Source organism: Methanobacterium sp. (genome assembly GCA_012838205.1).
Lineage (GTDB): Archaea > Methanobacteriota > Methanobacteria > Methanobacteriales > Methanobacteriaceae > Methanobacterium.
Window position 1 is genome coordinate 1 of record DUPR01000018.1, and the last position, 24,354, is coordinate 24,354.

Consider the following 24,354-nt stretch of genomic DNA (forward strand, 5'->3'; position numbering starts at 1 on the left):
AAAAAAATTACCAATAAGAAATTTTTTTTGATTCTAATGTTTATACTTTTTTCAGTAATGTGGATTTTGAGTTTCATTATACCTTTCTCTCCTAGCATAGAGATTATATTCATATATAATGGACTAGCAACTCTTTTTATTAGTATTGTAATTGTATTATTATTCAAAGAGTGGGATAATTATTAAGAAGCGTTAGAGATTTGTAGTAACAGTTTTTGGGAACCCCCCCAAATGACATTACACATTCTAAAAAATAAACTATTGATATAACCATGTATTATTGAAAAATGCAAATTGATTGTTATTAATATCTTATGGAAAATAATAAAATTCTTAAATTTAGTATAATAATTATATTTTTATTGTGTTAATGTTGGCAAATGTTTTCAAAAGAGGAATTCGATGAAAAAAGAGGTCAATTTACTATACGGACAATTAATTATTTTTATTATGTTGTTGTTCTATTTTGTGATTTCTGGAGATCCATTAGCTCTTTTTGTTAGTTTGGCAGCACTAGTAATGGTTATTTTATTTTATTTTTATTTTTACAAGAGGCTGTCCCATAATTAATTAATTTTTTGAGGATCTTATTTTTTAAGGGTTATATTTATATTTAGGGAGTTACTATATTTTATTTAGTTGTTTGTAGTTTTTTGGTGGTGTTTTTTATGGCTTTGAGGGAAGATCGTATTGGTCAGACTTGGTTGGTGCCTAGGCGTGTTACAGATTTTATTCCGGAGAACCATATTTGTTATTTTATTGCTAATTTGGTGGAAGAGTTAGATTTTAAAAATATCGACCAGAAATACCGTTATACTAGGGGTAAGGCTGCTTATTCTCGTCGAATGTTACTTCGAATTGTTATAATGGCTTCAGTTGATGGTGTGTTCTCTTCTCGACGTGTTGCACGGCTTGCAGAAGAAAATGTGGTGTATATGTACCTTTCGGGGATGGATAAACCAGATTTCAGGACAATTTGCCGGTTTAAAATCGAATGCAAAAACGAAATAGAAGAAGCATTTAAAATGACTGTAAATGTTGCTAAAAATATAGGACTAGTCCAATTAAATCATATCGCTATAGATGGTACTAAAATCAAAGCTAACGCTTCATCATCAAATTTAATAAACCAAAAAGAAATTCAGACAATTCGAGAGATTATAAAGAAGGGAATTGAAACTGATAAGGAAGAAGACAAAATTTATGGAGACGTGAGGGGTGATGAAGTACCATCTGAACTTACTTCTCGTGAAAAAGTCCGTGAAATAATCCAAAATGTGAGAAAAGAAAACGCCTATAGTAATAATGAAAATAAACTTCGTCATCTTCTTTCAAGCTCCTAGAAGAGGCAATTGATAGCCTGGAAGGGAAAAATTATGTTTTTGAGAAATTGGATAAATGCGAAAGGGAGCTTAAAAAGACACCACAACAAACTGTTAGTATAACTGACCCTGAATCACGATGGATGAAGAATAAAAAAGGTCGTATGGAGTTTTCATATAATATGCAAATTGCAGTGGACCATAATTCAGGAATAATACTTGCTAGCACCATAACACAAGATCCAACTGACCACTACCAACTAATACCTCAAATTGAACAAATTATTGAAACAATAGGCCCATTACCCAGTTTTACCAAGATTAGTGCAGATAATGGATATTATACAAAGAATAATCTGCAATATTTAGCTAAAAACAAATTGGATGGTTACATACCTAATAGAAAACAAGTTTATGAAAGTAAAAAACATTTTAAAAAGAATAAACCATTTTCCAAATACAATTTTAGATATAATCACAATAAAGATGTTTATATTTGCCCTAATAATAAACAACTAAAATATAAGAAGACTTATAGTTATAAAGAAGTTTTGATGCGACAATATTATTGTAGTGATTGTTTAAAATGTTCAGATCAGGAAAAATGTGTTGGTAAAGACCGAGTAAGAATAATAACAGACTACGGTGATGTTTTATCAAAAAATATGGCTCTTAAAATGGAAACTACAAATGGGAAGTTAGAGTTTGCTAAACGAAAAGAAACCGTGGAATGGCCATTTGGAAACATTAAACGAAATTTAAAGTACACAGAGTTCATAACACGTGGATTATCCCAAACAACAACAGAAAAAAATCTGATAAACGCAGCACACAACATAAAACGAATACATAATGAAATTCAAACACAAACAATTACAAATAACATTTTAAATACATGAAAAAAAGAAAATATTATGAAATAATTAAATGAAATTTATGAGACAACCTCTACAAGAAAAATTTTAGAATTAATCATATAGGGAGTGAAAACAAACTATAATAGTATTACTTTTATTTATTTTTCAAGATAGGAGGAGTTAATAATGAAAATAAAGTTAGGTTTAATCTTAAAGATAATGGCTGTTGTTATCCTTTTTTTGGCTTCCATGGCAGATATGGCAGATAATATCCCTACATTAATGAGTTATTCTATGATTTGTATCTTGTTGATCTTTATCCTTTTTGATACTTACAGGATGAAACAATATAATTACAAACTGTTTTATTTGGCCTATTTAAGTGTGTTGGCATTACAAGGAATCACGTTAATGCAGTTGGTAGTTTTGGTCCTTAATGAAACATTTTCCCCTATTTTAAAAGGTTTATTCACCTATATGATGATCTTTGGCTTAATTTTAATCTTCATTTCGCATATATTCGCATTTATTATGGTATATAAACTTCCAGATAAAACTCAAATAACCTCTTTTTACAGCTTCAAAAGAGAATTATAAAGAGAAAAATGTTTGGTATGCGGGGATTGAAGACATTAATTATTGAATATAAAAAATTTGTAACCATCTCCCTAAATGTGAATAGAAACAAGATCACCAGCATTCACATTATTAACGTGATTAGATTAATGTGGAGTAATGTACTAAAAAACTGTTTTAATATGGTTAAAATAAATTTCTTAGAAATTAGCTGATACAACATGAAAAGTGTTTTTACAGCCTTAATATTGTTATTATTCCTTCTGAGTGTTAATACTGTTTATGCAGCAAACGTAACTACAGAACAAGTAACTAATACTTCTACTGTGGTTAAATCTTATATGGAAACTAATCATACTCTTCCAAGTGGCGTAGATGTTGGTGAGAACCCAGTGAGTAGGTCACAATACTTACAATTATCAACCATTACAGTATTGAACATTAAAAATGATTCAAATGCCACCATACACATCAATAGTTGCAATAACCTCGCTTATCCTTCTGAAAGCTCCAGCAGCAGGAATATTAATAAAACTGAATATTTGGACATTGCCAATCGCGTTAACATATTTATAAACAATTATGGAATAGCCCCGAATTATGCATCAACTAGTACTGGAACCATACGTTATGAATCATTAATCTATATATATTCCCAAATATTGAATTCTTATAGAATAAACGGTGTTTCACCAGATTATGTTATAATGAACACATGGGCAGTGGTTTCTAATCCCAATACTGTTTTTATTAGTATGGAAGATATTAATAATGCATCAGGGCGAGTAAAAAACATTTATTGATGCTAATAATTGTCTTCCGAGCTATGTTAACATTGCTGGAAGGCAAATAACCATGCCACAATTTTTAGGCCTCACAACCATTGTATTGTTAAATATCAAAGCCCATTTAAGCACTTCTATTGTTCTTAAAAACTTTAGTAACGCTGAAGATCCATTAGAAACAATAACAAACGGGGACATAAACTCAACAGAGTATTTAGATATTGCAAACCGAGTTAAAAATTTCATGTATACCAATGGAGTAGCACCCAATTATGCATCCACAATTTAGGTAAAATGCGCTTTGAAACACTAATTTACACCTTCTCCAGAGAATGAACGGACAGTTATTAGGCCAAAAATTCATAGCACCTGATGTTGCCAGTGAAAATCCCATGTTAGTTGTGGATGCCAATGAAAAAAAGGTAATAAAGTGGTTACACCTATTCAGATTTTTATATCCCATCTCAAATACCACCACAACCATGACATATACTAATTAAATAATAGCTGAAATGCCATTTTTAACAGCATACACCCCCCCAAATCCTACAAGCCCTCAACATGTTACCCCTTGCCGATCAAGGGATAACAACCCTAATCTACGAAATGTATCTATATGATTCCATATCTAAAAAAAAGAAGATACGAACTTATTAATCAATGCCTTAGACTTTTTACACGATTAAAAGAAAATTAGACGATATTGTAACATAAAACTATTTTCAAACATTTATAAAAATCTATGACAGATTTATGAGTTGCGGAGAATTATTTTAAGTCATACAAAAACAAAAGATAACCTTTGGCCAGTAGGCCACTATTACTATATAGAGACACCTATCAGAAATCATGAATTTTTATTAGCTTCCAGTTTTTGACTTATATGTTGATATATTTCCTTAGTTACTCCAACATTCCTAATAAAATCGTTAGAATACCTTATATCTCCCCTTTGTGGGTTGTCTTGTCTCATGACGTACATGCAGATGGCGGTTATGATCATGAGGGGGTCGGTTTTCCTACCTTTACCTCCACGGTAAAGTTTACGAAAATCAGCCTTGCATATAATCTCTCTGGCACGGTCTTTTTGACCTCCACCAACTGGTTTCATAACTTCCTCTCCTTCTTCCAGTTTAGTTAAGACCAATGTTGGGCTGTGACCGGTCATCATGAAATTACTAGCAACAACACTTAGCATGGCTAGTTTTTCCTTGACACGGAAATCATCTTTGGCAGTTTTCTCATCATACGACTTGTAACGTTCGTATTTTTTAATTTTCTTTTCAAGTCTGGCGATTTTGGTATTATCGTCCAAAAATATGTGTTTTCGTTTAATCAAATTCTTCGCCTGGTATTTTTTTTGCAATTACCCGAAATGTACTTTTAGATTCTAACTGCAACACCCATTTTCTTCAAGTACTCCTTGACAACAGGCACAGGATACTCATCAAAGTGGAAGATGCTGGCAGCTAAAGCGGCATCTGCTTTACCTTCACTGAGTACTTGATGGATGTGTTCTGGTGTTCCACCACCACCCGAAGCAATTAGGGGAATATCCAGCATTTCGCTCATGGCCTGGTTCAGGGGTATGTCGTAACCATCTTTGGTCCCGTCCCGGTCCATGCTGGTGAGGAGTATTTCCCCGGCGCCACGTTTTTGGCACTCCATAGCCCAATTTATAGCATCTATTCCAGTAAATTCTCTACCTCCGTATATACTGCAATCATACCAGCAGTATCCCTCTGATGTTTCAATGATTACATGATTATCAGATTCTTGGGGGTCATCCACGTAATGTCGTTTGGCATCTATTCCAATAACACAAGCTTGACTACCCACCACCTTGGAAGCCTCGTTGATAAGGTCGGGATTCTGTATGGCTGCTGTGTTAGTGGAACATTTATCTGCACCGGCTTTGAGCATGTTTACATAGTCTTTGGGTTTACGGATACCCCCACCCACACATATAGGCACGAAAACATTCTCTGTGGTGGCTTTTATAACATCAATCATGGTATTTCTTCTCTCGTGGGAGGCGGTTATGTCCAGGAATATTATTTCATCTGCACCATCTTCGTAGTATTTGGTGGCCAAGGCAACTGGTTCTCCGGCGTACTGGATTTGCTCGAATTCAACTCCTTTAACTACACGTCCATGGGGAACGTTGAGGTCGCAGTCCAGACAGGGTATGATACGTTTTGCCAACATAATAGTTCCTATAATAAAATTTTTTAGGAAGGGTAATATTTGATTCAGATTAAATTTACAACACCTATTACAACTAATTTTTTTGGATTTAGTGACATTTAAAAACTATCACTAAGAAGTGGGCATGAATTATTCACATAATGCACTAGAATGGGTTAAAAATTCAAATACCTTGCTAATTACTTTCATTTCTACTTCAAAACTGGATGGTGTGAAAAAATGACCCCATTTATTCTGTGTAATGCTTTGTCCAGGTTTTCCTGATTTGAAGGGATGGTAACAGCAGGGGGATACGAAACACATTTAATAGGGGTCAGACATTGATAATTAACCCCTAATGAAGGGATTTAGCAGAAATCATAACCACAACCAGGTATGTTGCCACCGATATGGATGAACACTAAATTGCTGGTTGAATGAAGATTTTTAAAAATAATCACTGTAACAGAACTATTTAAAGTGGGGATTGTTGAACTGGACTTTCCAGAGTAAACAAGTATCATATATTCTATTGACTAATAGTGCGAAGAATCAGTAGCTGGAGAAAACACTGTGAAAAATGATGAAATAGTCTGTTTTCCCAGTTTTAATAAATTCCAGTGTTACCAGATTAAAATCGGTTATTTTCTTTTTAAAATTATTCGTTAATTTTTTTTATGATTCACCGCAGAGGGGATGTTCATATTTTTAATTAAAACTAAGAATAATTTTATAAGTGAAAAGCACCTTACAAGTAACTTGCCTATTATGGTATGTATTTTTATGGGGCCTGTAGTCTAGCCTGGAATATGACGTGGGACTTCGGATCCCAAGGTCGGGGGTTCAAATCCCCCCAGGTCCGCTCATTTTATCAAACTTTTCATTCCTCTGACTTTTTTCCAAAGTTACTCAAATATCCGTCAGCTGTCTTTGGTATTTTTTTTCCTTCAGATTCGTGATTATGATTTTTTTCATTTTGACTTTTTGTTTTGTACTCAATTTTTCTTCTGGCGCTGTGGTCATCTAATAGTGCGTAGGCAGTGTTGAAACCAGAACCCATACGTACCATCCCTGCAACTGCTGCTGCTTCTAGTATTTCCTTTTCACTAGCTCCTGCCTTTAAAGCCTGTTTTTTATGGGCTTTAACACAGGAATCACACTTAACTGCAACTGCACATGCCAGTGATATGATGCTTTTCTCTTTAAGGGTGAGTGCACCATCTTTTAATATTTCAGATGCCAACTTTTTAAATGCCATATCCACATCTTCACCAAGAACCTCTGTAAACCTATTAGGCCGAGTTTTTCCTTCCATTTAACTAGTCTCCTTTAATAATCAATTTTATATTAACATCAAGTGACAATTTATTTTCAAATCTTAAATTAGCTAATCCATAACTACACGCTTCATCATAATAATAAAATCCATTCTTTTACAAATAGCGGCTTGGTTTGGTAGAAGTTATTTTTGTAAGTATTAATTTGAACATTAGTTGGGGTAACACGTTTCCGGAATATATTTAAATTATGGATGTTCCCAGAAATCACATTATTTGCTCCGGGTTAGATAATATTATATAAAGGATCATTGTAATTAATTCTAGATAAAATTGCTTATTTAAGGTTGATAAGTTTTTGTTGGATTTTTTTTATATGGTAGCTTTATACTTTCAAGGTAGGAAGCAGCCATTTTGATAATATGGTGATGTTATGAATAATGAAAAAGAAATACAAAAAAAAGTTTTAGAGTTTCACGGACATTCCTGTCCTGGTGTGGCTATTGGAATTCGTGCTGCTGAAATAGCTACGGATAAATTATTTTCTTCAAGGGATGTGGATGAAGAGTTATTGGCCATTGTGGAAAATGACAGTTGTAGTGTGGATGCCATTCAAGTAATTACGGGATGTACCTTTGGAAAAGGAAACTTGATATTTAAGGATCATGGAAAAAATGTTTACACCTTTGTTTACAGGGACTCTGGAAAAGCATTGCGCTTATCTTTAAATGTGGCTATAGATGAGATCGATCCAGAATTTTCTGAGGTAAGAACCAAAGCATTTGCTGGTGAAGCCACTCCTGAAGATCAAAAAGAATTCGATGATAGAAAGGATACCCTATTCGATAAAATCATTAACATGCCTGAAGATGAATTGTTCAAAATAGAGTATGTGGATATAGAAATTCCTGAAAAAGCTAGGATTTTTGGTTCAGTTCAGTGTTCCAAATGTGGTGAATTGGTTGCTGAACACAGGGCAAGAGTCGAAAACAGTGAATTTGTTTGTATCCCATGTTTTGATGATTATTCAAGGAATTAATTTTGAATTTTTTTTTCGTTTAATTTATTTTTTGTTTTATTAGGATTAAAGAGAGCGGTGCTTATAAAATGGATTATTTATGGATATTTTGGATGTTAATGAATATTTGCTTGAGTCTTTTTAAAAACCATGAAAAAACCATTATTTTATAAATTTTAAGCTTGGAAACTTGGATGGAATAAGGTTCTTAAAAAGCAAATATTTATTGTGATACAGCACCAGAAGAAACAACATAATAAGTAAAGTACAGGAATTTGAACGCAATTCCTAATTACAAAATCCCATTGATTAACATTTTGACATGAATGAGGAGTTGTTGAGGGAGATTAATGTCCGAACAAAATGATTTGGATCAAGTTGTTGTGAATATAAACCCTCAAGATGCATTTATATTTGTTAAAAAAAACCTCGAAGACCCTAATTTTGTTATATTGGATGTTAGAACTCCTAAGGAATTCTCCAAGGGACATATTGAAGGTGCAGTTAACCTGGATTTTTATTCGGAAGACTTCCGGGAGCAACTGGAAAAGAAAGACAAGAAGAAAAAATACCTGATTTGCTGCGGATCGGGGGTTAGAGGAGTAAAAACATTTAGTGTTATGCAAGATTTAGGATTTATTAATATATATAATGTTCTTGGCGGAATTACCATGTGGAAAGCGATGGATTTGCCTTTAACCAAGGGCAATAATTCCAACAGTTACTAAAAATCTTTGCTTTCTATAAGGGTAATCTCAGTAATTTTTGATAAAAATAGAAATGTCAAAATATTCGGTTTAGATGATATGGGCCAATAGAAAGTTATAGTCCCAAAGAATTCTAAAAATGGGTTTTCATAGGAGCTTTTCATATTTTTTATTTTAGTTACATTTTAGATGGAATTTGTAGTTTATCTAATCAACTTAAATTGCACTCTAATTTCTAACCAAGTCTATCATCCCGTCAGGACGTTCTTCAATCTCATTTTCCTGAATTAAATCCTTAATAACGCCTTTAATCCGGGTAATTGCTGGACCGCGGGCTATTTTCCCCCCGAAAAGTTTTGATACTTCACGTACTAGTTCATCAATTTGGGTGGCGTATTGTGATTCTAAAACGATTTTGATGGCCTCGGATATCTCTTCTTCACTAATGATGTCCATTTTGGCCGGAGGATCACCTGTTCGTCGGCGAACTATAACTGGGGAATCTTTATAATATAAAAAGTCTCCTTTCAGGATTATCTGCCCATCTAAAACTCCTAAATGAACTGCTTCTTTTAAAACATCCTTAACTCTTCTTCCCGCACGACTAAGACCCCATAAGATCCGCACACGCCGCACAACTTCATCATAGTGGATAGGTCCTTCTTCTTCAACCACTTTCATCACAGCATGAGCCACATCCCCTACAGGTTGACTGTGGATGTCTCCAGATATTTTAACACCCGGGTCTTCACAAATCTTGTATTCTGGTATTTCATCCACTGATTTCTCTTCAACTTCAATTTCTTGAAGTGTTTCCTCTTGAACTTCGAGAATTTCCTCTTCAAGTTTTTCTTCAACATCTTCCTCTACTACTGAGGGGGTTATCTTTTCTTGGTTACGTTCTTCACTCAAGAGTCCTTCAATAGTTGATAATAAGCTTTTCTGGACTTCAGAACGGTTTCTGTACCAGTCTGTGGACCAAATCCTGCGTAATTTCCATCCGAGTCCTTTCAGGATTTGCTGTCTTAAGCGGTCCCTGTCTCGAGCCACTCTGCTGGTCTGGTACATGGGACCATCAAAGGCAATTCCCAGGAGGTAACGTCCAGGATAATCCGGATCCACAATTGCCAGATCTACTCTGAAACCAGCACAACCAACCTGACGGTGGGCATGATATCCATGGTCACAGATAAATTCATAAACTGCATCTTCAAATGCAGCGTCATTTGTATCCTGAGCAAGATCAGACATTCGAAGGGTTTTCTTTTCTGCATATTCCAGAAATTCTTTAAACGCCCTAAGACCAAATGGTGCGTTACTGCTTAAATGTAAGTCCTGGCCCCTGAAGTTAGAGAAAATCACACATTTTTCTCTTGCACGTGTTAAAAGAACATTCAAACGCCTTTCTCCACCATCTTGATTGACTGGTCCGAAGTTATGACTTAAACGTCCCTCCGAATCAAAACCATAACCTACACTAACCATTATAACATCTCGTTCATCTCCCTGGATGGTTTCTAAGTTTTTAATGAAGAAATGTTCTTCCAAATGTGTGTTGAAGTATTTTTCCATCCGGGGATTGAGTTTCAATTGCAATTCCAGTTCTTCCAGGAGGGCTTGCTGCTGACGAACATTGAAAGTCCCCACACCTAGGCTTTTACTATCTCCATACTTCTTGTAGTGTTCAAAAACTGCTTTAATAACTTCTTTAGCTTCGGCACGATTAGTGGCAGTTTTACCCCTATCATACACGGTATCGGGGAGGTGTTCTAGTTTCAATCCTAATTCTTCCGAATCTTGGCTAGGGGAGGGATAGATCAGAAGATGGTTGTCATAAAATTCTTGATTACTCACTGCTATGAGGGATTCATGCCTGCTTCGGTAGTGCCAGCGAAGCATCTTAGATGGGAAGCTACGTTTGCAAAGGTGGAGTATGCTTTCCATATCTGCCAGAACAGCCAAATCATAGTCATCACTTTCTACATCAATCAAAATATCGAAAAAGGTAGTGGGTGGTAATTGTCGTGTGTCACCCATTATAACTGCATATTTAGCTCTTAAAAGTGCTCCAAGGGCATCTTCTGGTTTAACTTGGCTGGCTTCATCGAAAATAACGTAATCAAAGCGTAGGTTTTTAACACTATATGGGTCTAGGTACTGGGCTATTGATAGGGGGCTCATCATGAAACAGGGCTTTATGTTCTGTATTATGCCTCCACATATTGATAACAATTTCCTAATGGGCATATGTCCCCTTTTTCGGGAAAATTCACTTTTTAGTACTCCCAATTCGGAACGGGGGGAGGCAGTGCTGGAAAGTGATGGCCGGTTTTCGTAAAGTTTTTCTGCTATTCGGAATCTATTAAGTTTAATTATTTTACTGTCTAATTCTCTAAATTCCTTTATCTTCTTCTCCTGCACGTCACCCACAAAGCGGGAGAGTGAAGGTTCTTTTAAGAAGAAGTTGCGTAGCATGGAATCTGCGAAGTTACCCTCCAAACTGGGGATGATGTCTTTTGATTCAATTTCGTCCTTGTCAATTAAGTTCAACAGTTCTGATCCAATGGTTTCCATGCAATCAGCTCTTGATGAGCTGTAACGAGACCAATTTTGTAAATCAGAGAGTTTATTTTTCAAGAGGGAAGTCTGGGATATTAAATAGTCAATGGGGCTTTTTTTTAGATTTAAACCAAAAACTGAATCAAGATCAAAGTGTAGGAAACTATTCAAACGGTTAATGTTCTGGATTATTTGGTCATAATTCTGATGCATTTGTTTGCTGATCCTTTTAACTTCATCTTGTTGCACTGAATCAAGAATTATAACGATTTTTTCCGTGATATGGCCTTCTTCGAGTGATTTTCGGAATTTGATGATCCATTCTGATATGTTCTTCAGATTCTCAACTTTACTTTCTTCACTTTTCCAGTGGGAGCCAAAGAGGGATTTGGCAAGTTCATCCTTTTCTCTAATCTTGAGACGCATTTTCTGACAATTTATTAGTTCTTCCAGGTCATGGATTATTATTTCATCATCATCTGGTGTTTTATCAATGTAAAGTTTCTCTATTCTCTTTTTGGCTTTTTTGAAATCTCCACTTAAGAATTTCAGGAGTTTCGGTTTCTGTTCCTGGAAATCCATTAAAAGTGAAACGAGATCCTCTTCCAAAACTCCATTTTTAAATCTTTTTAAGCCTTTGGCTCGTGATTGGAATTCTTCTAAACTTTTAATGAGGTTGTAGACTTGAAGTTTGTCATAGTCCCATTGGGTGTTAAAAAGTAGGTCTCTTTCCAGTGAGGGGAAGGATGATATTATTTCCACTGCAGCTATTAAGTGTTCCATTTCATCTAGAGTTGTTGGTATTATGATTCCTGAGATTTTAGCAAGTTTTTGGGCTTTTTCTTCAATGTGGTTTAGGGTTCCAATTGTATCAGTTAGCAGATTTTCAATTTCTTCTTCTTCAGCCGGTAATATGGGATCTGGTTGAGTTAAATTCCATGGATTGTAGACTACTGGTTTGACCAGTTTGTATAATTCTCCCAGTTCTTTGAATTTATTAAGGGTTCGCTGCCATTCTCTTAGCGTGCAATTTTCACCATTTTCAATGGTAAAACGTGGCATTCTATTTTCTGATTTTTCAAAATGATGCAGGGATTTTTCTTTTAAACCAAAAAGCTGGTAGGGTGTCCATCTAATTTCTCCGTAGGGGGAGTGTATTAAGGTGACATATTCATTTAAATCAGATTTTAACTCTTCTATGGTGTTTAAATCTTCTTCTAACGTTATTTGCGCGGGTTTAGGGTTTCGAAGGACGCTTTCAAGTTTTTCAAGCACATCTTTTTTATTTGATTTTTTACTGTGCAACTCTAAACAGAATTCTCCCAACCCCACACTGTCCAAGCGGCTTTTAACTACTTCAAGAGCTGCCATTTTTTCACTAACAAAAAGTACAGTATTTCCACGCGCCAGGAGTTCGGCAATGAGGTTAACTATGGTCTGAGATTTACCAGTTCCTGGTGGTCCCTCCACTACTAAGTCACAACCACGTTTTGCCTCTTCTATCACTGATATTTGGGATGAATCTGCATCTAAAACATGATAAACATTTTCAGATGAGAGTTCTGTGTCAACCTGATCTTCTTGGAATCCTAAGCTAAATTCTTCTTCTGATGGATCGAAAATTGCTTTTATTAGTGGGTTTTCTTCCAATGGCATATCTTCAGGCCAGCTTTCTGGATCCAGGTCTTTGTACATCACAAATTTCGTGAAACTGAAGAAACCCAGGAAAACTTTGGGAATAACTTCCCATCCTTTTTCATGGGAAATTGATTGAGCGATTTGCTCTAAATATTTGTCTACACCCTCTTTTGTTCTTGGCATTTCAAAATCAGGTATTTCGACTCCATTATCCACTAATTTGGCTTGTAAGGATATGTTGGTTATTATGTCTTCTCCAGTCCAGCGAAGTTTAAAAGAGCCTTTTACTCGTTTTCTTTCCAGTTCAACTGGAATGAGTAGTATTGGGGCTTCTTTGAATCCATTACTACCATTTTCTTCTTTCCATTTTAAGAAACCCACAGCCAGATACAGGATGTTGTAACCCTGTTCTTCCATAACTGATCTGGCTCGTTGGTTTATGTAAAACAATCGGCGTTGGAGTTCAGAAGGAGTCAAATCAGTGGATAAGAAGATTTCTTTATTTTTTTCCAAGATTTCCTGATCTAGAGGAGGTGATTCCCAAAGCAGGGCGGTTTGTTCACTGGATAATTCATCTTCACTGCTATTGGGCTGGGAAAGCTCTTCAATTGTATCATGGGAAATGGCATCGTCAGAGTTAGAAGGAATATCTTCAGTAGAGGCACTGGAAACATTTACAGATATTTTTTCTTCGACTTCATCATTTATCCTTGCTTGAACATCATCAACAAGATTTTCATCTGTTTTAAAAGATAAATCTGATATTTTTATTTCATTATCAACATTAAGAGGGGATTCTCCCTCAGATTTGCTTTTATCATCGGTTGACGGCAATTTTTCGATTTCTTTTTTTTCAGAATTAGTATCTATTTCATCCTCAGAATTAGATAAAATTGCTTCTCCACGGGGTATGAACTGTAAAAGTTTAGTTTTTGTTTGTTTAAGTACCAATCGGTCGTAAATCTCTGCCAGTTCTGCATCTTTTACTTCCACAGTCATGGTGCGTGGGCGGAAGTTCAAGAGCTGGTTTCGCATGGTAAGGTCCAGCAAACTTTGCCTTAAAACATCAATTTGTTTATATATGTCCACTTTGGAGAGTTCGGACATTTATTAATACCTCTCATTACTCGATTAGACTGAGAACTAATTGTAACATTCAATATAATATTCATGGTTTATTAAAACTTCATATTAAAACTATCTCTCTTTTTATAATCACACGGCTTTCATTCTCTCTGTATAGCTTCTTTGAAGAAGTTAGGCACTAAGTTACGGTATAGGCGGTTGCGCAATAACATGCGAAAGTTACCATCCAGAATATAAGTTTCACAGTAATCATCTTCAGCTCGCATACCTCTTCCATAGGCTTGAAGTAGAGTCATGATTGTTTTATAGGCATACCATGGGGGGTCCAACTGTTTCCTTTGGTTTACTTGGGGATCTCCTAGGTAAGGGAATGGGATCTTATAAATAACTTGAAACTGACACTTTTCATAGGGTAAATCAACCCCTTCACTCATGGAAGGGCTGACAAGTACCCGTTTCTCTTGGGAGTGTTCGAACCTGTTTAGGATTTGTTCCCTGTTTTTGGGGTTATGGCCCATTAAACGAGGATTTTTAAGATGCTTCATTATGTACCGCTGGCATTTGTAGTTATGGGTGTGGATGAGTCCTTTTTCATTTTGATGATGTTCTAAGATTTTTTCCAGAATGGGGAGTGTTTTGGGGGCGGTACGTTTTATTAGTCGTTGTGACATGTTTCCAACTAGTTTTAAGTGTACAGGGCGTGATGATTGTGGGAAAATACTTTTTATTTCCATATAATAGGTTTCATCAGGATCTATGCCCAGCCACTGGCAGAACAAATCCTGATCCAGGATGGTGGCACTCATTAAGAGCCTGATATCAGCATGGTTGAAGAGCCGATCACTAGCATAGTTGTTAACGCGGAGAGGTTTAAATGAAACTCCACTTGGACTGGTATCAACTACCCAGTTTTCTGGATTATTTTCTAAGTTACGAGAAAGCTCACTAAGATTCATTTTCATTCGGTTAACACGATCGGCTGACCTTTTAGGGATATTTTTTATGTTTATGTCTTGGTAATCCTCATAAATGGATTCAACAAAAAGTATCCATTCCTGCGGATCCTTGTATTTTGTCATACTTGGGGGTATGGTCTTTTTGATCTCACGTTCCAAGCGACGGTTGTAGAGATTTACTTCCAAACGCTGCATTAACTTATCTTCTATGTTGTGAGCCTCATCCAAAACCATTAAATGCCTTTTTCCAAAATGTTTCACGTAGTTAAGTTCAAGCAGTGCGTAATCATAATTCATTAATGTAATGGGACTTTCCACTGCCACTGCTTTTTGATCCCAGTAACTGCACCGATCATTGGAACGGAAATATATGGGTGTTCCAAAAGCATCCTGAAATGCACGCATCTCACCATCAAAGGGAGATTTGCTTATGCCGTAATCGCAGGCAAATTTTTGGGTGCTGGGGATGGTCTGGCATGTTCCCTGGTCACAACTGTACTCCAGATTTTCATTTTTGCACAAAAAGTTGCCTCTACCTTTAACAAGGGGGTAACCGAACTCCGCAGCATACTGGGATTGAAGCTGTTTAGTCATGGTCAGTATATATGAGGGTTGGTATATTCTGGCTAGGGTGGTGGCAACAGCTGATTTTCCAGTACCGGTGCCTGCTTCAAGGATAATATTGGAATAACCACGGTCAATAGCATCGACAATCTCTGATATTATTTCTAATTGTCCTTCCCGCGGTTTTTGAAATGGGAACTTTTCTATTATATTTTCGGGAATATCTGGAAATTGATTTTTAAGTGTTTCCAGTCGTGATGTTGATATTTCAGCAGTTTTAACTTGCCTTGAATTGTCGGGTGCACAAATGCAGCGGTCTTTTATCATTCCACATTTGTTACAGAAAAAGCTGTTTTCCATAGGGACTTATATTTTGGTAGTGGTATAAATACATAAAGTTTTGAAACCTTTATAACATGTTTAATCTAAATTGAATTCTAATTAAAACTGCAAGCCAGTTCATTTATATATATTGTGGATATTACATTTTTTTGAGAAGTTTTATCAAATTTTTCTCCTATAATGTAATTTAAAGGCTCTTGTAAGGAACCATTGCATATTACTTTTTATAATTTATTTATTATATTATTGGGGAAAATAATGCATTTTTAAACCTTAATAGATAACTAATTAATCTAAGTATAGAATTTAGAATTAATTTAAATTTTTTCATGTCGGTGTTTGCTATGGATAAGGGAAAATTTATTGGTGTAGGGGTGGGTCCGGGAGACTCTGAACTACTCACAGTTAAGGGAATAAAAACATTGAAAAGTGTACCGGTCATTTGCGCTCCTAAATCTTCAAAGGATAAACCTAGTTTAGCCCTTTCAATAGTTCAAAATATATTAAATGAACGAAAAGATGACTATGTTATACTTGAACCTCTTTTTCCAATGATAGAGGATAAAAGAGCACTGGAAAATTATTGGAAGGGCGCTGCTCAACTTGTAATTGATGAACTTGACCAAGGCAAAGATGTATCATTTATAACCTTAGGAGATCCTTCAATTTACAGCACCTTTTCCTACATTGCACAGATAATTCAAGACGAAGGATATATTGTGGAAATGGTTCCAGGGATTACATCATTTACCAGTTGTGCTGCCAGTGCCGGCATCACTTTGAGTGAGAAAGATGAGATTGTTATAGTAGTGCCTAAAGTGGACCAGAGACTGGAAGAGATCTTAGAGCACGCCGATACAGCAGTGATAATGAAGACTTCTCGCCACTCTGAAATGCTAGAAGATATAATAAAGAAAGATTCTAGGGATAAAAAAATTATTTCTGTTCAAAATTGCGGAATGAAAGATGAAAAAATCTTCAATGGCTTTGCTAAAAAGGGAAAGTATCTTTCAACAACCATAGTTAAATTTGAAAAAAACAAATGACCGAAAGTCTCATTGTATGAATCATGCCAAAACCATTGTGTGGGAGGTTTATTCTCTTTGCTTGAACCAAAAAATTACATAATTCATGACTTTAAATTTGAATCTGGGGCGGTTTTCACCGATTTAACAATTGAATACGCAGTTCAGGGAACCAAAAAGTATGATGAACAGGGAAAAGTCTGCAATGCTTTTTTATATCTTCACGGTTGGAGTGGAAATTACGCTTCAGTGGAAAACCTTAGCAGTGTAATTGGCCCTGGAAAAGTTATTGATACCAATAAGTTCTATGTGATAAGTCCAACTGCACTGGGCACGCCAGGATCATCTTGCCCATCTAGCACTGGAATGGGGATAAATTATCCAGAATACAGTATTAAAGACATGGCAGCAGCCCAAAATGAACTGATCAGTCATTGTTTGGGGATTGAACATCTACAGGGCATTATGGGCACATCCATGGGGGGATTTCAAGTTCTTCACTGGGCTTTAGAGTACCCTGATTTTATGGATTTCATTATACTTCATGGAACCAGTCATCGTTTATCTAACCGGATGTTTGGGGTTTATCATCTCATGAACCAGATCATTGAGGGAGATGGTGAATACAAAGGTGGAAAATATGTCCAGAATCCGGTGAAGGTCATGGAACATGTGGCTTATCTCAGTTACTTGTGGTCGCTTTCCCCAGAAAACTATGAACAATGTTTTGAATCTAAAAATGATTTTCTTAAGGGTGTCAGTGAAAGAAAGGCTGATTCAATTAATTGGGATGCTAATGATCTAATATGGAGAAACAAAGCAATGTTTTCCTATGATCTATCCCATGATCTATCACGGATCAGTGTTCCTTCCCTAGTGATTGGAATTCACCAAGATCAGATAGTAGATGAAAAATTCAGTATAATGCCTTTGAAGGAAGGTCTTAGAAATTCAGAAATATTTCTTTATGATTCGATATGGGGACACTATGGTTGTATAAGAGATGTTTTGAAAGCTTCGGATGCAATAAACAGGTTTTTGGCGAATTTTGACTAATTATGAACTGGTTTTTACTATAAACTGACAACATTCATCTCCCTGAGCGTAACATTTCACTTCTGACACTTCCACATGTTCCTGGAAATATTTTGAGAAGAAGGCTTCGAGCACGCCTGAATCGAAGGAACAAGCGGTTCTACCAATTTTTGGCAGATCTTCGCATTCAAAACAGTCATATAACTGGATAATAAGGGGGTCAATGCTTTTAATTTCAATTTGTCCTAATTGATTATTTTCCCAAAATTTTGTTAGATTATCAATAAATTCAGTGAGATCAGGGGTTTTTAATTTTTGATAGAAGGTATTCCCTACTTTGATACCTGCGTTGCGTAGTATGGGGTCAATGTTTATACCTTCATCCAAAAGTGCTACTCGAATAGATCTGAACATGAATCTGAAGAATTTCAAGGGGTCATCTGATTCAGCTACAAAATCTTGCAAGTATTGGTCATCACCATCTTCAATTTCTTTTTCTGATGAAAAATCTCCTAAAAATTTGGAATTAATGTAATATATTTTACGACGACGGTCTTCTGGGTCAATCACCCAATCAATTATTCCTGCATTTTCTAAATCTTGCAAATGTGCTGAAATGGTAGATTTAGACCGGATCGTCGATGAAACGATCTGGGATCCGCTCATACCTCCTTCTTTTAAAAGTGACAGTATCTGTGCCTTTATGGGGCTTTGAATGATATTAATCCCTGTTTTTGTTGAAAATATTTTTGCACGACTTTTAGTTTTAATTGGGGCCAATGTAACTCCTCAATTTTATTTATTCCCCTTAAACGGGACAATAGTAGTTATGTAGTTATAAATTATAACATAACAACTTGTTATATTCGTTCGACTATATAAGTACGTTCGGTTCACTACGAACAGTAACCTTTATATGATATGGTTCGTATAGTTTAATACGTTCGTATAATGTCGTACTATATTTGTCTTTAAAACCGAATAATCTAAATTAAATATGGAGGTCAATTAAAATCAAAAATAATAATAAAATATTGGTTGGAGTAAGCTGCAAATGTCAAAAACCAGCCATTCCCCGACCGCCATCTCTCCTGGTGAAAGTGCAGTGCAAAAACTGTGGTAAAGTATTCAAAACCAATCGAATAAACCAAAAAGACCAGTATATTTGTTTTCACTGCAAAAAAGGTAGATAATTTTATTTCTTTGATTTAAAAAAGACAAAAAAAAATTTTTCTTAGATTATTTTTGAATGCTCAATTGGTTTTTTATGCCTAATTGGAAGCTAAGCTACCATTTGGATTATTCCTGGAACTATGCTGTAGATTATTAGAAAGGCCACAATTGAAATCATAACCATTGTAACACTGGAAACGATTCTATCTACCCATTCTTTTGATAATTTATATCCGAGAAGTTCTTCAAATATTATTCCTCCGTCCAGAGGTTTAAAAGGAAGAAGGTTAAAAAGGGCCACCACCAGGTTCAATGCAAATACCCAGTAACCTACATCAGAAAGGTAGTATAAAAACCAAGGAAGTATTTCACCGTATTTAGTGGAAACTTCAGGTTTAACTACCAGATGTGTTTCACTACGTGTTCCTGGATAGGTTATAGAAGCATTATGTGGTTGTCCAGTTGAAGTGATGGTATATGTCCCCTGATCAGTGACGTAAGTTAACTTGTCTCCTGGTTTAGTTTTATTCAAAATCAAGTCAGTATAATCTGTCTTGTTTTTAACTTGAAAACCATTAATATTGGTTACAATCATTCCTTCTTTAAGTACACCTTCAGCAGGGCCGTTAGGGGTAACGCTAGTAATAGTAAGTCCATTTGGTTGGAAAGCATAAGGTAAAAAAGATGAAGAGAGAATAAGCACAACTGTAAATGCAATTCCTGCCAGTGCAATATTAAAAATAGAACCAGCAGCATATATGCGGAGTCTCACAGATTTTTTTGCCTTTTCCACATCTTTTTCATCAAGTTCCACAAAGGCCCCGGGCAGTATTGCTGCTAAGATAACCCCAATTGATTTAATCTTAACACCTTCTGCTCTGGCCAGAATTCCGTGTCCAAATTCGTGAACCACCATGAGCAGAACCAATGCGATTATTCCAGAAACAATGGGGATGAATACCGGTGATCCAGGTATGTCAACTCCAGGCAATAATAATGATGCTGCAGGAGCCGAAGAGGTCTGAACCATGTACGATTGAATCATATATACTAAGGACATTATAATGGTGTAAACCATAAAAATCATGCCCAAAATAGCTATGGGGATGCCTATGTTCATACTCCAGCGCCAAAATCTAGGGCTGAGCTTCGCTATGAAATCGATCCATCCTCTCATTTTTTGAGTTCTTCTCATGAGAATAGGCCCATAAATATCTATTTTCAACCTATCTCTGAATAAGATGGCCAAAATATAGATGATGACAATTAAAATGACATAGGATAATAAGACATTCAAACAAGATCACCTTTTCATTACAATATTTTTGGTTTAAGCCTTGAACGATTGGTAAGGAAGAACCAAACAAGTTTCTCCTTCAACAATTCCTTCTTTATTTTCTGGTATTATTATGTAAGAATCCGATTCAACCATTGACTTTATGATCCCTGAACCCTTTATCTTCAAGGGACGAACCACATCACCTTCAATCACCGCTCGAATATAGTCTGTTCTGCCTAAAGTAGATGCTATCTGCCTACTAGCTGTTTTTTGGATAGTCAAAGGCTTCATTTGAAGTCCCTGCATTTTGTGAAGAGATTCTCTCACAAAAACATCGAACTGCACCATGGCTGCTACTGGGAAACCAGACAACATAAAAACAGGTTTGTCATGGATTTTTGCAAATGCAAATGGTTTACCTGGACGTAGGGAAACGCCATGCATTAACAGATCTCCCATTTCATTGGCAACATCCACTACCACATCTCCTTTGCTAATTGCAGTACCACCAGTTGTGATCACAGCATCATAATCATTTAACAACTTAGTAAACATATCTTTCATCAGACTGGTGTCGTCAATAGCGTGGAACATGTAAGGAACAGCCAAACAACTTTCTATCATGGATTTAATAGTAAAATAATTAGAATTTATTACTTCAGCTCCGTCAAGCATTTTTTTAGGCATGACTAACTCACTGCCAGTGATGATAACTCCTATTCTTGGTTTTTTGAATACACAAACACGGTCATAACCAGAAGAAGCTACTAGTCCTAGTTCTGCCGGGTTTAAAATTTTCCCTTTTTTCAGTATCAGATCTCCCTTATGGAAATCCTCTCCAACTGGGGAAACATTTTCCCATGGAACCACAGATGCTTCCACATCTAAGTGTTTTCCTTCAGAGTATGTGAATTCTTCCATCACCACGGCATTGGCACCTGAGGGCAATGGAGCACCAGTAGCTATTTTAATTGCTTCACCCGTTTTAAGCAGAACTTTTGACTTTTCACCTGCACTGATCTTATCCATAATCTTTAATTGGGCTGGATTCTTATCAGAATGTCCAAATGTGTCTTCAGCTTTAACAGCATAACCATCCATGGCGGCCCGATTGAAAGGGGGTGAATCTAGATTAGAAGTTACATCTTGAGCAATAACTCTCCTATAAGCATTTTTCAAGCTTATGACTTCTTTTGGGGGCGTTTTCAAGTGATTGAAAATTATTTTTTTGGCATGTTCTGGCGGGATGAGTTTTGATAGAAACATTTTTTGATCTCTTTGATATCTACACTTATTAACATGATTGTAGTTAAGTTGGAGAATTCAATGGTTTATTTCACAGAATATAAAAATGTATTTAAACATTGTATTATTTTTTTTTAATCATGCAGAATTATAATTTTAAGATTCATATCATACCAGTCAAGAAAAACTTGCTATGAATAAAACAAACCATGAAAGAATTTAACCCGTAAAGAAATTTAATTGATTAAACTTGTTTTCGCTCGGTTGTTCTGACTCAATGCAGTTAGATGAAAACGTGGCCCATCTTTCATCTGTGTGTGGGGAGAATAACGTCAATATTGGTGTAAATTTTTGAAAGGTAACATTTTAATTGATTGGATCAATATGATCATAAAATTACCTTATTAGAAATTAACCTTGTCACATTAATTGATTATCTAAAAGAATGGTTTTTAAATCTCTCCAATAATACTTGTTTAGGTTTTCGGTTAAATAGATAAACAAGGTATATTCAGAATAAAATAAGAACATGTACTTTTTTACATTTACGAATGGAGAGTTGCAACTTGAATTCAGATAATGTAATGGTGAGAATTGACTCTTTAACAAAGTCTTTTGGGCATATAAAGGCACTGGACAACATGAATCTGGACGTTAAAAAAGGTGAACTTTTGGGTATCATAGGGCCAAATGGTGCTGGAAAAACCACTGCAATTCGAATAATCTGTTGTATACTTCAACCTAACTCTGGCGAAGTAATGGTGGGAGGATATAGCATACACCATGATCAGATTAAGATAAAATCAATGATTGGATACTTACCAGAGGAACCAAACTTATATGAAAGGTTCAAAGCCAGAAATCTTTTAAAATACTTCGGTGAATTATACGGAGTGCCTAAAAAAAGGCTGGATGGCCGTATAGACGAGCTCTTGGAATTGGTTGGGATGAGCGAACGCGCCGAAGATCGCATCAACACATTTTCCAAGGGGTTGCGACAAAGAATTGGAATTGCTAGGGCACTCATCCATGATCCTGAAATTATAATTTTTGATGAGCCCACTATGGGTCTTGATCCTGCCACTTCCAGAACCATACGAAACTTTATCAAAGGACTTAAAAGGGATAAGACTGTTATTCTCTGCACACACTACATGGATGAAGCAGACTTACTATGTGATAGGGTGGCTATCTTAAATCAGGGCCGAATTCATGATCTTGGAACTCCTAAAACTTTAAAAGAAAAAGTTCATGGGGATATAATTCTCAAGGTAAGAGTTCACCAGCCTCAAAAAATTGATACTAATAAAATAGCGGCATTAAATTCTGTTGAAGCTGTTAACCTTGAGGGTAACGAGTATTTAATATCTTTACACACTCGTGAAGACATTTCGGACATAATTGACTTATTTGGCAATCAGGCGTATTCAGTTAACACTAAAGAGCCCACACTGGACGATGTTTTCATTCAATCAGTTCGATCTCAATAAATATTGTTTAAACATACCAAGGGACTGTTCCTAGTAAAACATGATATAGGTAGTAAAAAAATGAATTTTAACCTCAATTTCTTGACCATCACTAGATGGGAGTTTAAAAACACTCTTAAGAGCAAGAAATTTCTTTTAATATTTTTGATGCAGTTATCTGTTCTTTTCATGTTAATTATATTGTTCAACTCCTTTGCAGTTAAAATGGAATCAGAGGAAGGTATATCCTTAACACCATCCCTTGTTGATTTTGCGGCTTTAGATGTTGATGATCGTGGGGGATTATTTAAAAAGTACATTAATCCAGAAATAATCGACATAACTTCTTATAATGATAACAATTCTTTTTCACGAATTGAAAAGGGCGAAATTGGGGGTTGGCTTAAGGTATCACCGGATTCAATAGAGCGCATACAAAAAGGGGAGGTTGTGGACATTGTTCTATATCTAGATTATTCAGATCCTAGGAGAAGCGTTATTAAGGATGAAGTAAACAACACCATACAATCCCTGTCTGCTGTTTTAACCCGGGCATACCTTCCGTCAACTAACACTGAAAATACCATAAATACAAGTGTTACAGAAGTAAAAACAAGTGAATCATTACCTATTCAAATCATTAAAAAAGTCATGCTATCTGTACTTCTATTTCTACCTCTTTTCTTGTTTGGAAATATAATCATTGATAGTGTTGTAGGAGAAAAAGAGCGTAAAACTGGTGAAATACTTGTTGCCATGCCCATATCAACGGGTGAAATACTTTTAGGCAAAGGATTGGCAGTGGTGGCTATATCTGCCCTGCAAGTGGCCATGTGGATAATTGTACTAATCGGGGCAGGGTTTATTATACAAAATGTAATTCTGGTATATTTCCTGGTGGTGCTAACTGCAGTACCGATCGTGGGACTCACATCCATCATCGCTGCCTACGCCAAAAACTACAAAGAAGCAGGTATAGGGATCAGTTTTGCTTACATTATGGTGGTTGGGGTTTTAATTGTCCCTGCTCTGACTTACATTTCTAGAAAAAGTTATTCTGCCAATTTCTCTCCTATGACTACAGTAATGAGACTATTTACGGGTGAAGCCATTCCCTTACCTGAACTACTCATGTCGATGATTTTTGTAATTTTAATGAGCATATTAACCTTTTGGATTGCTACATGTCTTTTCAAACGGGATGATATTTTATTCGGGCCACGTCCTGGACCAATAAAACTAACACTACAACTA

The 24,354-nt window shown here is 35.8% G+C and carries 19 protein-coding genes and 1 tRNA gene; 12 read left to right on the plus strand and 8 right to left on the minus strand.

Annotated features, from left to right (window positions below; translation table 11 throughout):
• Window positions 1-668: 668 nt before the first annotated feature.
• The 5 genes from GXZ72_02690 to GXZ72_02710 all read left to right on the plus strand — a co-directional run bounded on the left by GXZ72_02690 (window position 669) and on the right by GXZ72_02710 (window position 3,829).
• Window positions 669-1,343: a transposase gene (locus GXZ72_02690; protein ID HHT18454.1), complete on the plus strand. Its 675-nt coding sequence runs from the start codon at window positions 669-671 to the stop codon at window positions 1,341-1,343.
• 47 nt (window positions 1,344-1,390) lie between these two features.
• Complete coding sequence (locus GXZ72_02695; protein ID HHT18455.1) at window positions 1,391-2,221, plus strand: transposase; 831 nt, start codon at window positions 1,391-1,393, stop codon at window positions 2,219-2,221.
• A gap of 144 nt (window positions 2,222-2,365) precedes the next feature.
• The gene (locus GXZ72_02700; GenBank protein HHT18456.1) at window positions 2,366-2,776 is read left to right on the plus strand and encodes a hypothetical protein; all 411 of its coding nucleotides are present in this window, start codon (window positions 2,366-2,368) and stop codon (window positions 2,774-2,776) included.
• A 200-nt stretch (window positions 2,777-2,976) separates the two neighbouring features.
• Window positions 2,977-3,558 (plus strand): hypothetical protein, encoded by a 582-nt coding sequence (locus GXZ72_02705; protein HHT18457.1) that lies wholly within the window; start codon window positions 2,977-2,979, stop codon window positions 3,556-3,558.
• A 52-nt stretch (window positions 3,559-3,610) separates the two neighbouring features.
• Entirely contained in the window at window positions 3,611-3,829 is a 219-nt protein-coding gene (locus GXZ72_02710; GenBank protein HHT18458.1) for a hypothetical protein, read from the plus strand.
• Between the two features lie 558 nt (window positions 3,830-4,387).
• Here the strand turns inward: GXZ72_02710 and GXZ72_02715 are convergent.
• Together GXZ72_02715 and hisF are read right to left on the minus strand one after the other, a co-directional pair.
• Window positions 4,388-4,879 carry a hypothetical protein gene (locus tag GXZ72_02715; protein ID HHT18459.1) on the minus strand — a complete coding sequence of 164 codons (492 nt, stop codon included), beginning with the start codon at window positions 4,877-4,879 and terminating at the stop codon, window positions 4,388-4,390.
• Window positions 4,880-4,923: 44 nt separating this feature from the next.
• On the minus strand, window positions 4,924-5,748 hold the full coding sequence (gene hisF, locus GXZ72_02720; protein HHT18460.1) for an imidazole glycerol phosphate synthase subunit HisF: 825 nt from the start codon (window positions 5,746-5,748) through the stop codon (window positions 4,924-4,926).
• A 765-nt stretch (window positions 5,749-6,513) separates the two neighbouring features.
• Here hisF and GXZ72_02725 point away from each other — a divergent pair.
• Window positions 6,514-6,589, plus strand: a tRNA-Arg gene (locus GXZ72_02725).
• 18 nt (window positions 6,590-6,607) lie between these two features.
• Here GXZ72_02725 and GXZ72_02730 read toward each other — a convergent pair.
• Entirely contained in the window at window positions 6,608-7,042 is a 435-nt protein-coding gene (locus tag GXZ72_02730; GenBank protein HHT18461.1) for a carboxymuconolactone decarboxylase family protein, read from the minus strand.
• A gap of 395 nt (window positions 7,043-7,437) precedes the next feature.
• On the opposite strand from GXZ72_02730, the gene GXZ72_02735 reads away from it, so the two are divergent.
• On the plus strand, window positions 7,438-8,043 hold the full coding sequence (locus GXZ72_02735) for a formylmethanofuran dehydrogenase (protein ID HHT18462.1): 606 nt from the start codon (window positions 7,438-7,440) through the stop codon (window positions 8,041-8,043).
• A gap of 329 nt (window positions 8,044-8,372) precedes the next feature.
• A complete protein-coding gene (locus tag GXZ72_02740) occupies window positions 8,373-8,750 on the plus strand; it encodes a rhodanese-like domain-containing protein (protein ID HHT18463.1) in 378 nt (125 codons plus the stop codon).
• A gap of 207 nt (window positions 8,751-8,957) precedes the next feature.
• Here the strand turns inward: GXZ72_02740 and GXZ72_02745 are convergent, their stop codons facing one another.
• A complete protein-coding gene (locus tag GXZ72_02745; protein ID HHT18464.1) occupies window positions 8,958-14,033 on the minus strand; it encodes a DUF3320 domain-containing protein in 5,076 nt (1,691 codons plus the stop codon).
• 119 nt (window positions 14,034-14,152) lie between these two features.
• Window positions 14,153-15,892, minus strand: a complete 1,740-nt coding sequence (locus tag GXZ72_02750) for an ATP-dependent DNA helicase (protein HHT18465.1) — start codon at window positions 15,890-15,892, stop codon at window positions 14,153-14,155.
• Between the two features lie 326 nt (window positions 15,893-16,218).
• Between GXZ72_02750 and cobI the strand changes: the two genes are divergently transcribed.
• A complete protein-coding gene (gene cobI, locus GXZ72_02755) occupies window positions 16,219-16,920 on the plus strand; it encodes a precorrin-2 C(20)-methyltransferase (protein ID HHT18466.1) in 702 nt (233 codons plus the stop codon).
• 57 nt (window positions 16,921-16,977) lie between these two features.
• The gene (locus GXZ72_02760; GenBank protein HHT18467.1) at window positions 16,978-17,955 is read left to right on the plus strand and encodes an alpha/beta fold hydrolase; all 978 of its coding nucleotides are present in this window, start codon (window positions 16,978-16,980) and stop codon (window positions 17,953-17,955) included.
• Here the strand turns inward: GXZ72_02760 and GXZ72_02765 are convergent, their stop codons facing one another.
• The 3 genes from GXZ72_02765 to GXZ72_02775 all read right to left on the minus strand — a co-directional run bounded on the left by GXZ72_02765 (window position 17,956) and on the right by GXZ72_02775 (window position 21,652).
• Window positions 17,956-18,714: an ArsR family transcriptional regulator gene (locus GXZ72_02765; GenBank protein HHT18468.1), complete on the minus strand. Its 759-nt coding sequence runs from the start codon at window positions 18,712-18,714 to the stop codon at window positions 17,956-17,958. It abuts the gene before it with no gap.
• A gap of 502 nt (window positions 18,715-19,216) precedes the next feature.
• Window positions 19,217-20,404 (minus strand): PDZ domain-containing protein, encoded by a 1,188-nt coding sequence (locus GXZ72_02770; GenBank protein ID HHT18469.1) that lies wholly within the window; start codon window positions 20,402-20,404, stop codon window positions 19,217-19,219.
• A 33-nt stretch (window positions 20,405-20,437) separates the two neighbouring features.
• Window positions 20,438-21,652 (minus strand): molybdopterin molybdotransferase MoeA, encoded by a 1,215-nt coding sequence (locus GXZ72_02775; GenBank protein HHT18470.1) that lies wholly within the window; start codon window positions 21,650-21,652, stop codon window positions 20,438-20,440.
• Between the two features lie 563 nt (window positions 21,653-22,215).
• Between GXZ72_02775 and GXZ72_02780 the strand changes: the two genes are divergently transcribed.
• Both GXZ72_02780 and GXZ72_02785 read left to right on the plus strand, forming a co-directional pair.
• Window positions 22,216-23,121 carry an ABC transporter ATP-binding protein gene (locus GXZ72_02780; GenBank protein ID HHT18471.1) on the plus strand — a complete coding sequence of 302 codons (906 nt, stop codon included), beginning with the start codon at window positions 22,216-22,218 and terminating at the stop codon, window positions 23,119-23,121.
• 60 nt (window positions 23,122-23,181) lie between these two features.
• Window positions 23,182-24,354, plus strand: a 1,173-nt coding sequence (locus tag GXZ72_02785; protein ID HHT18472.1) for an ABC transporter permease, incomplete at its 3' end; no start/stop codon positions are given.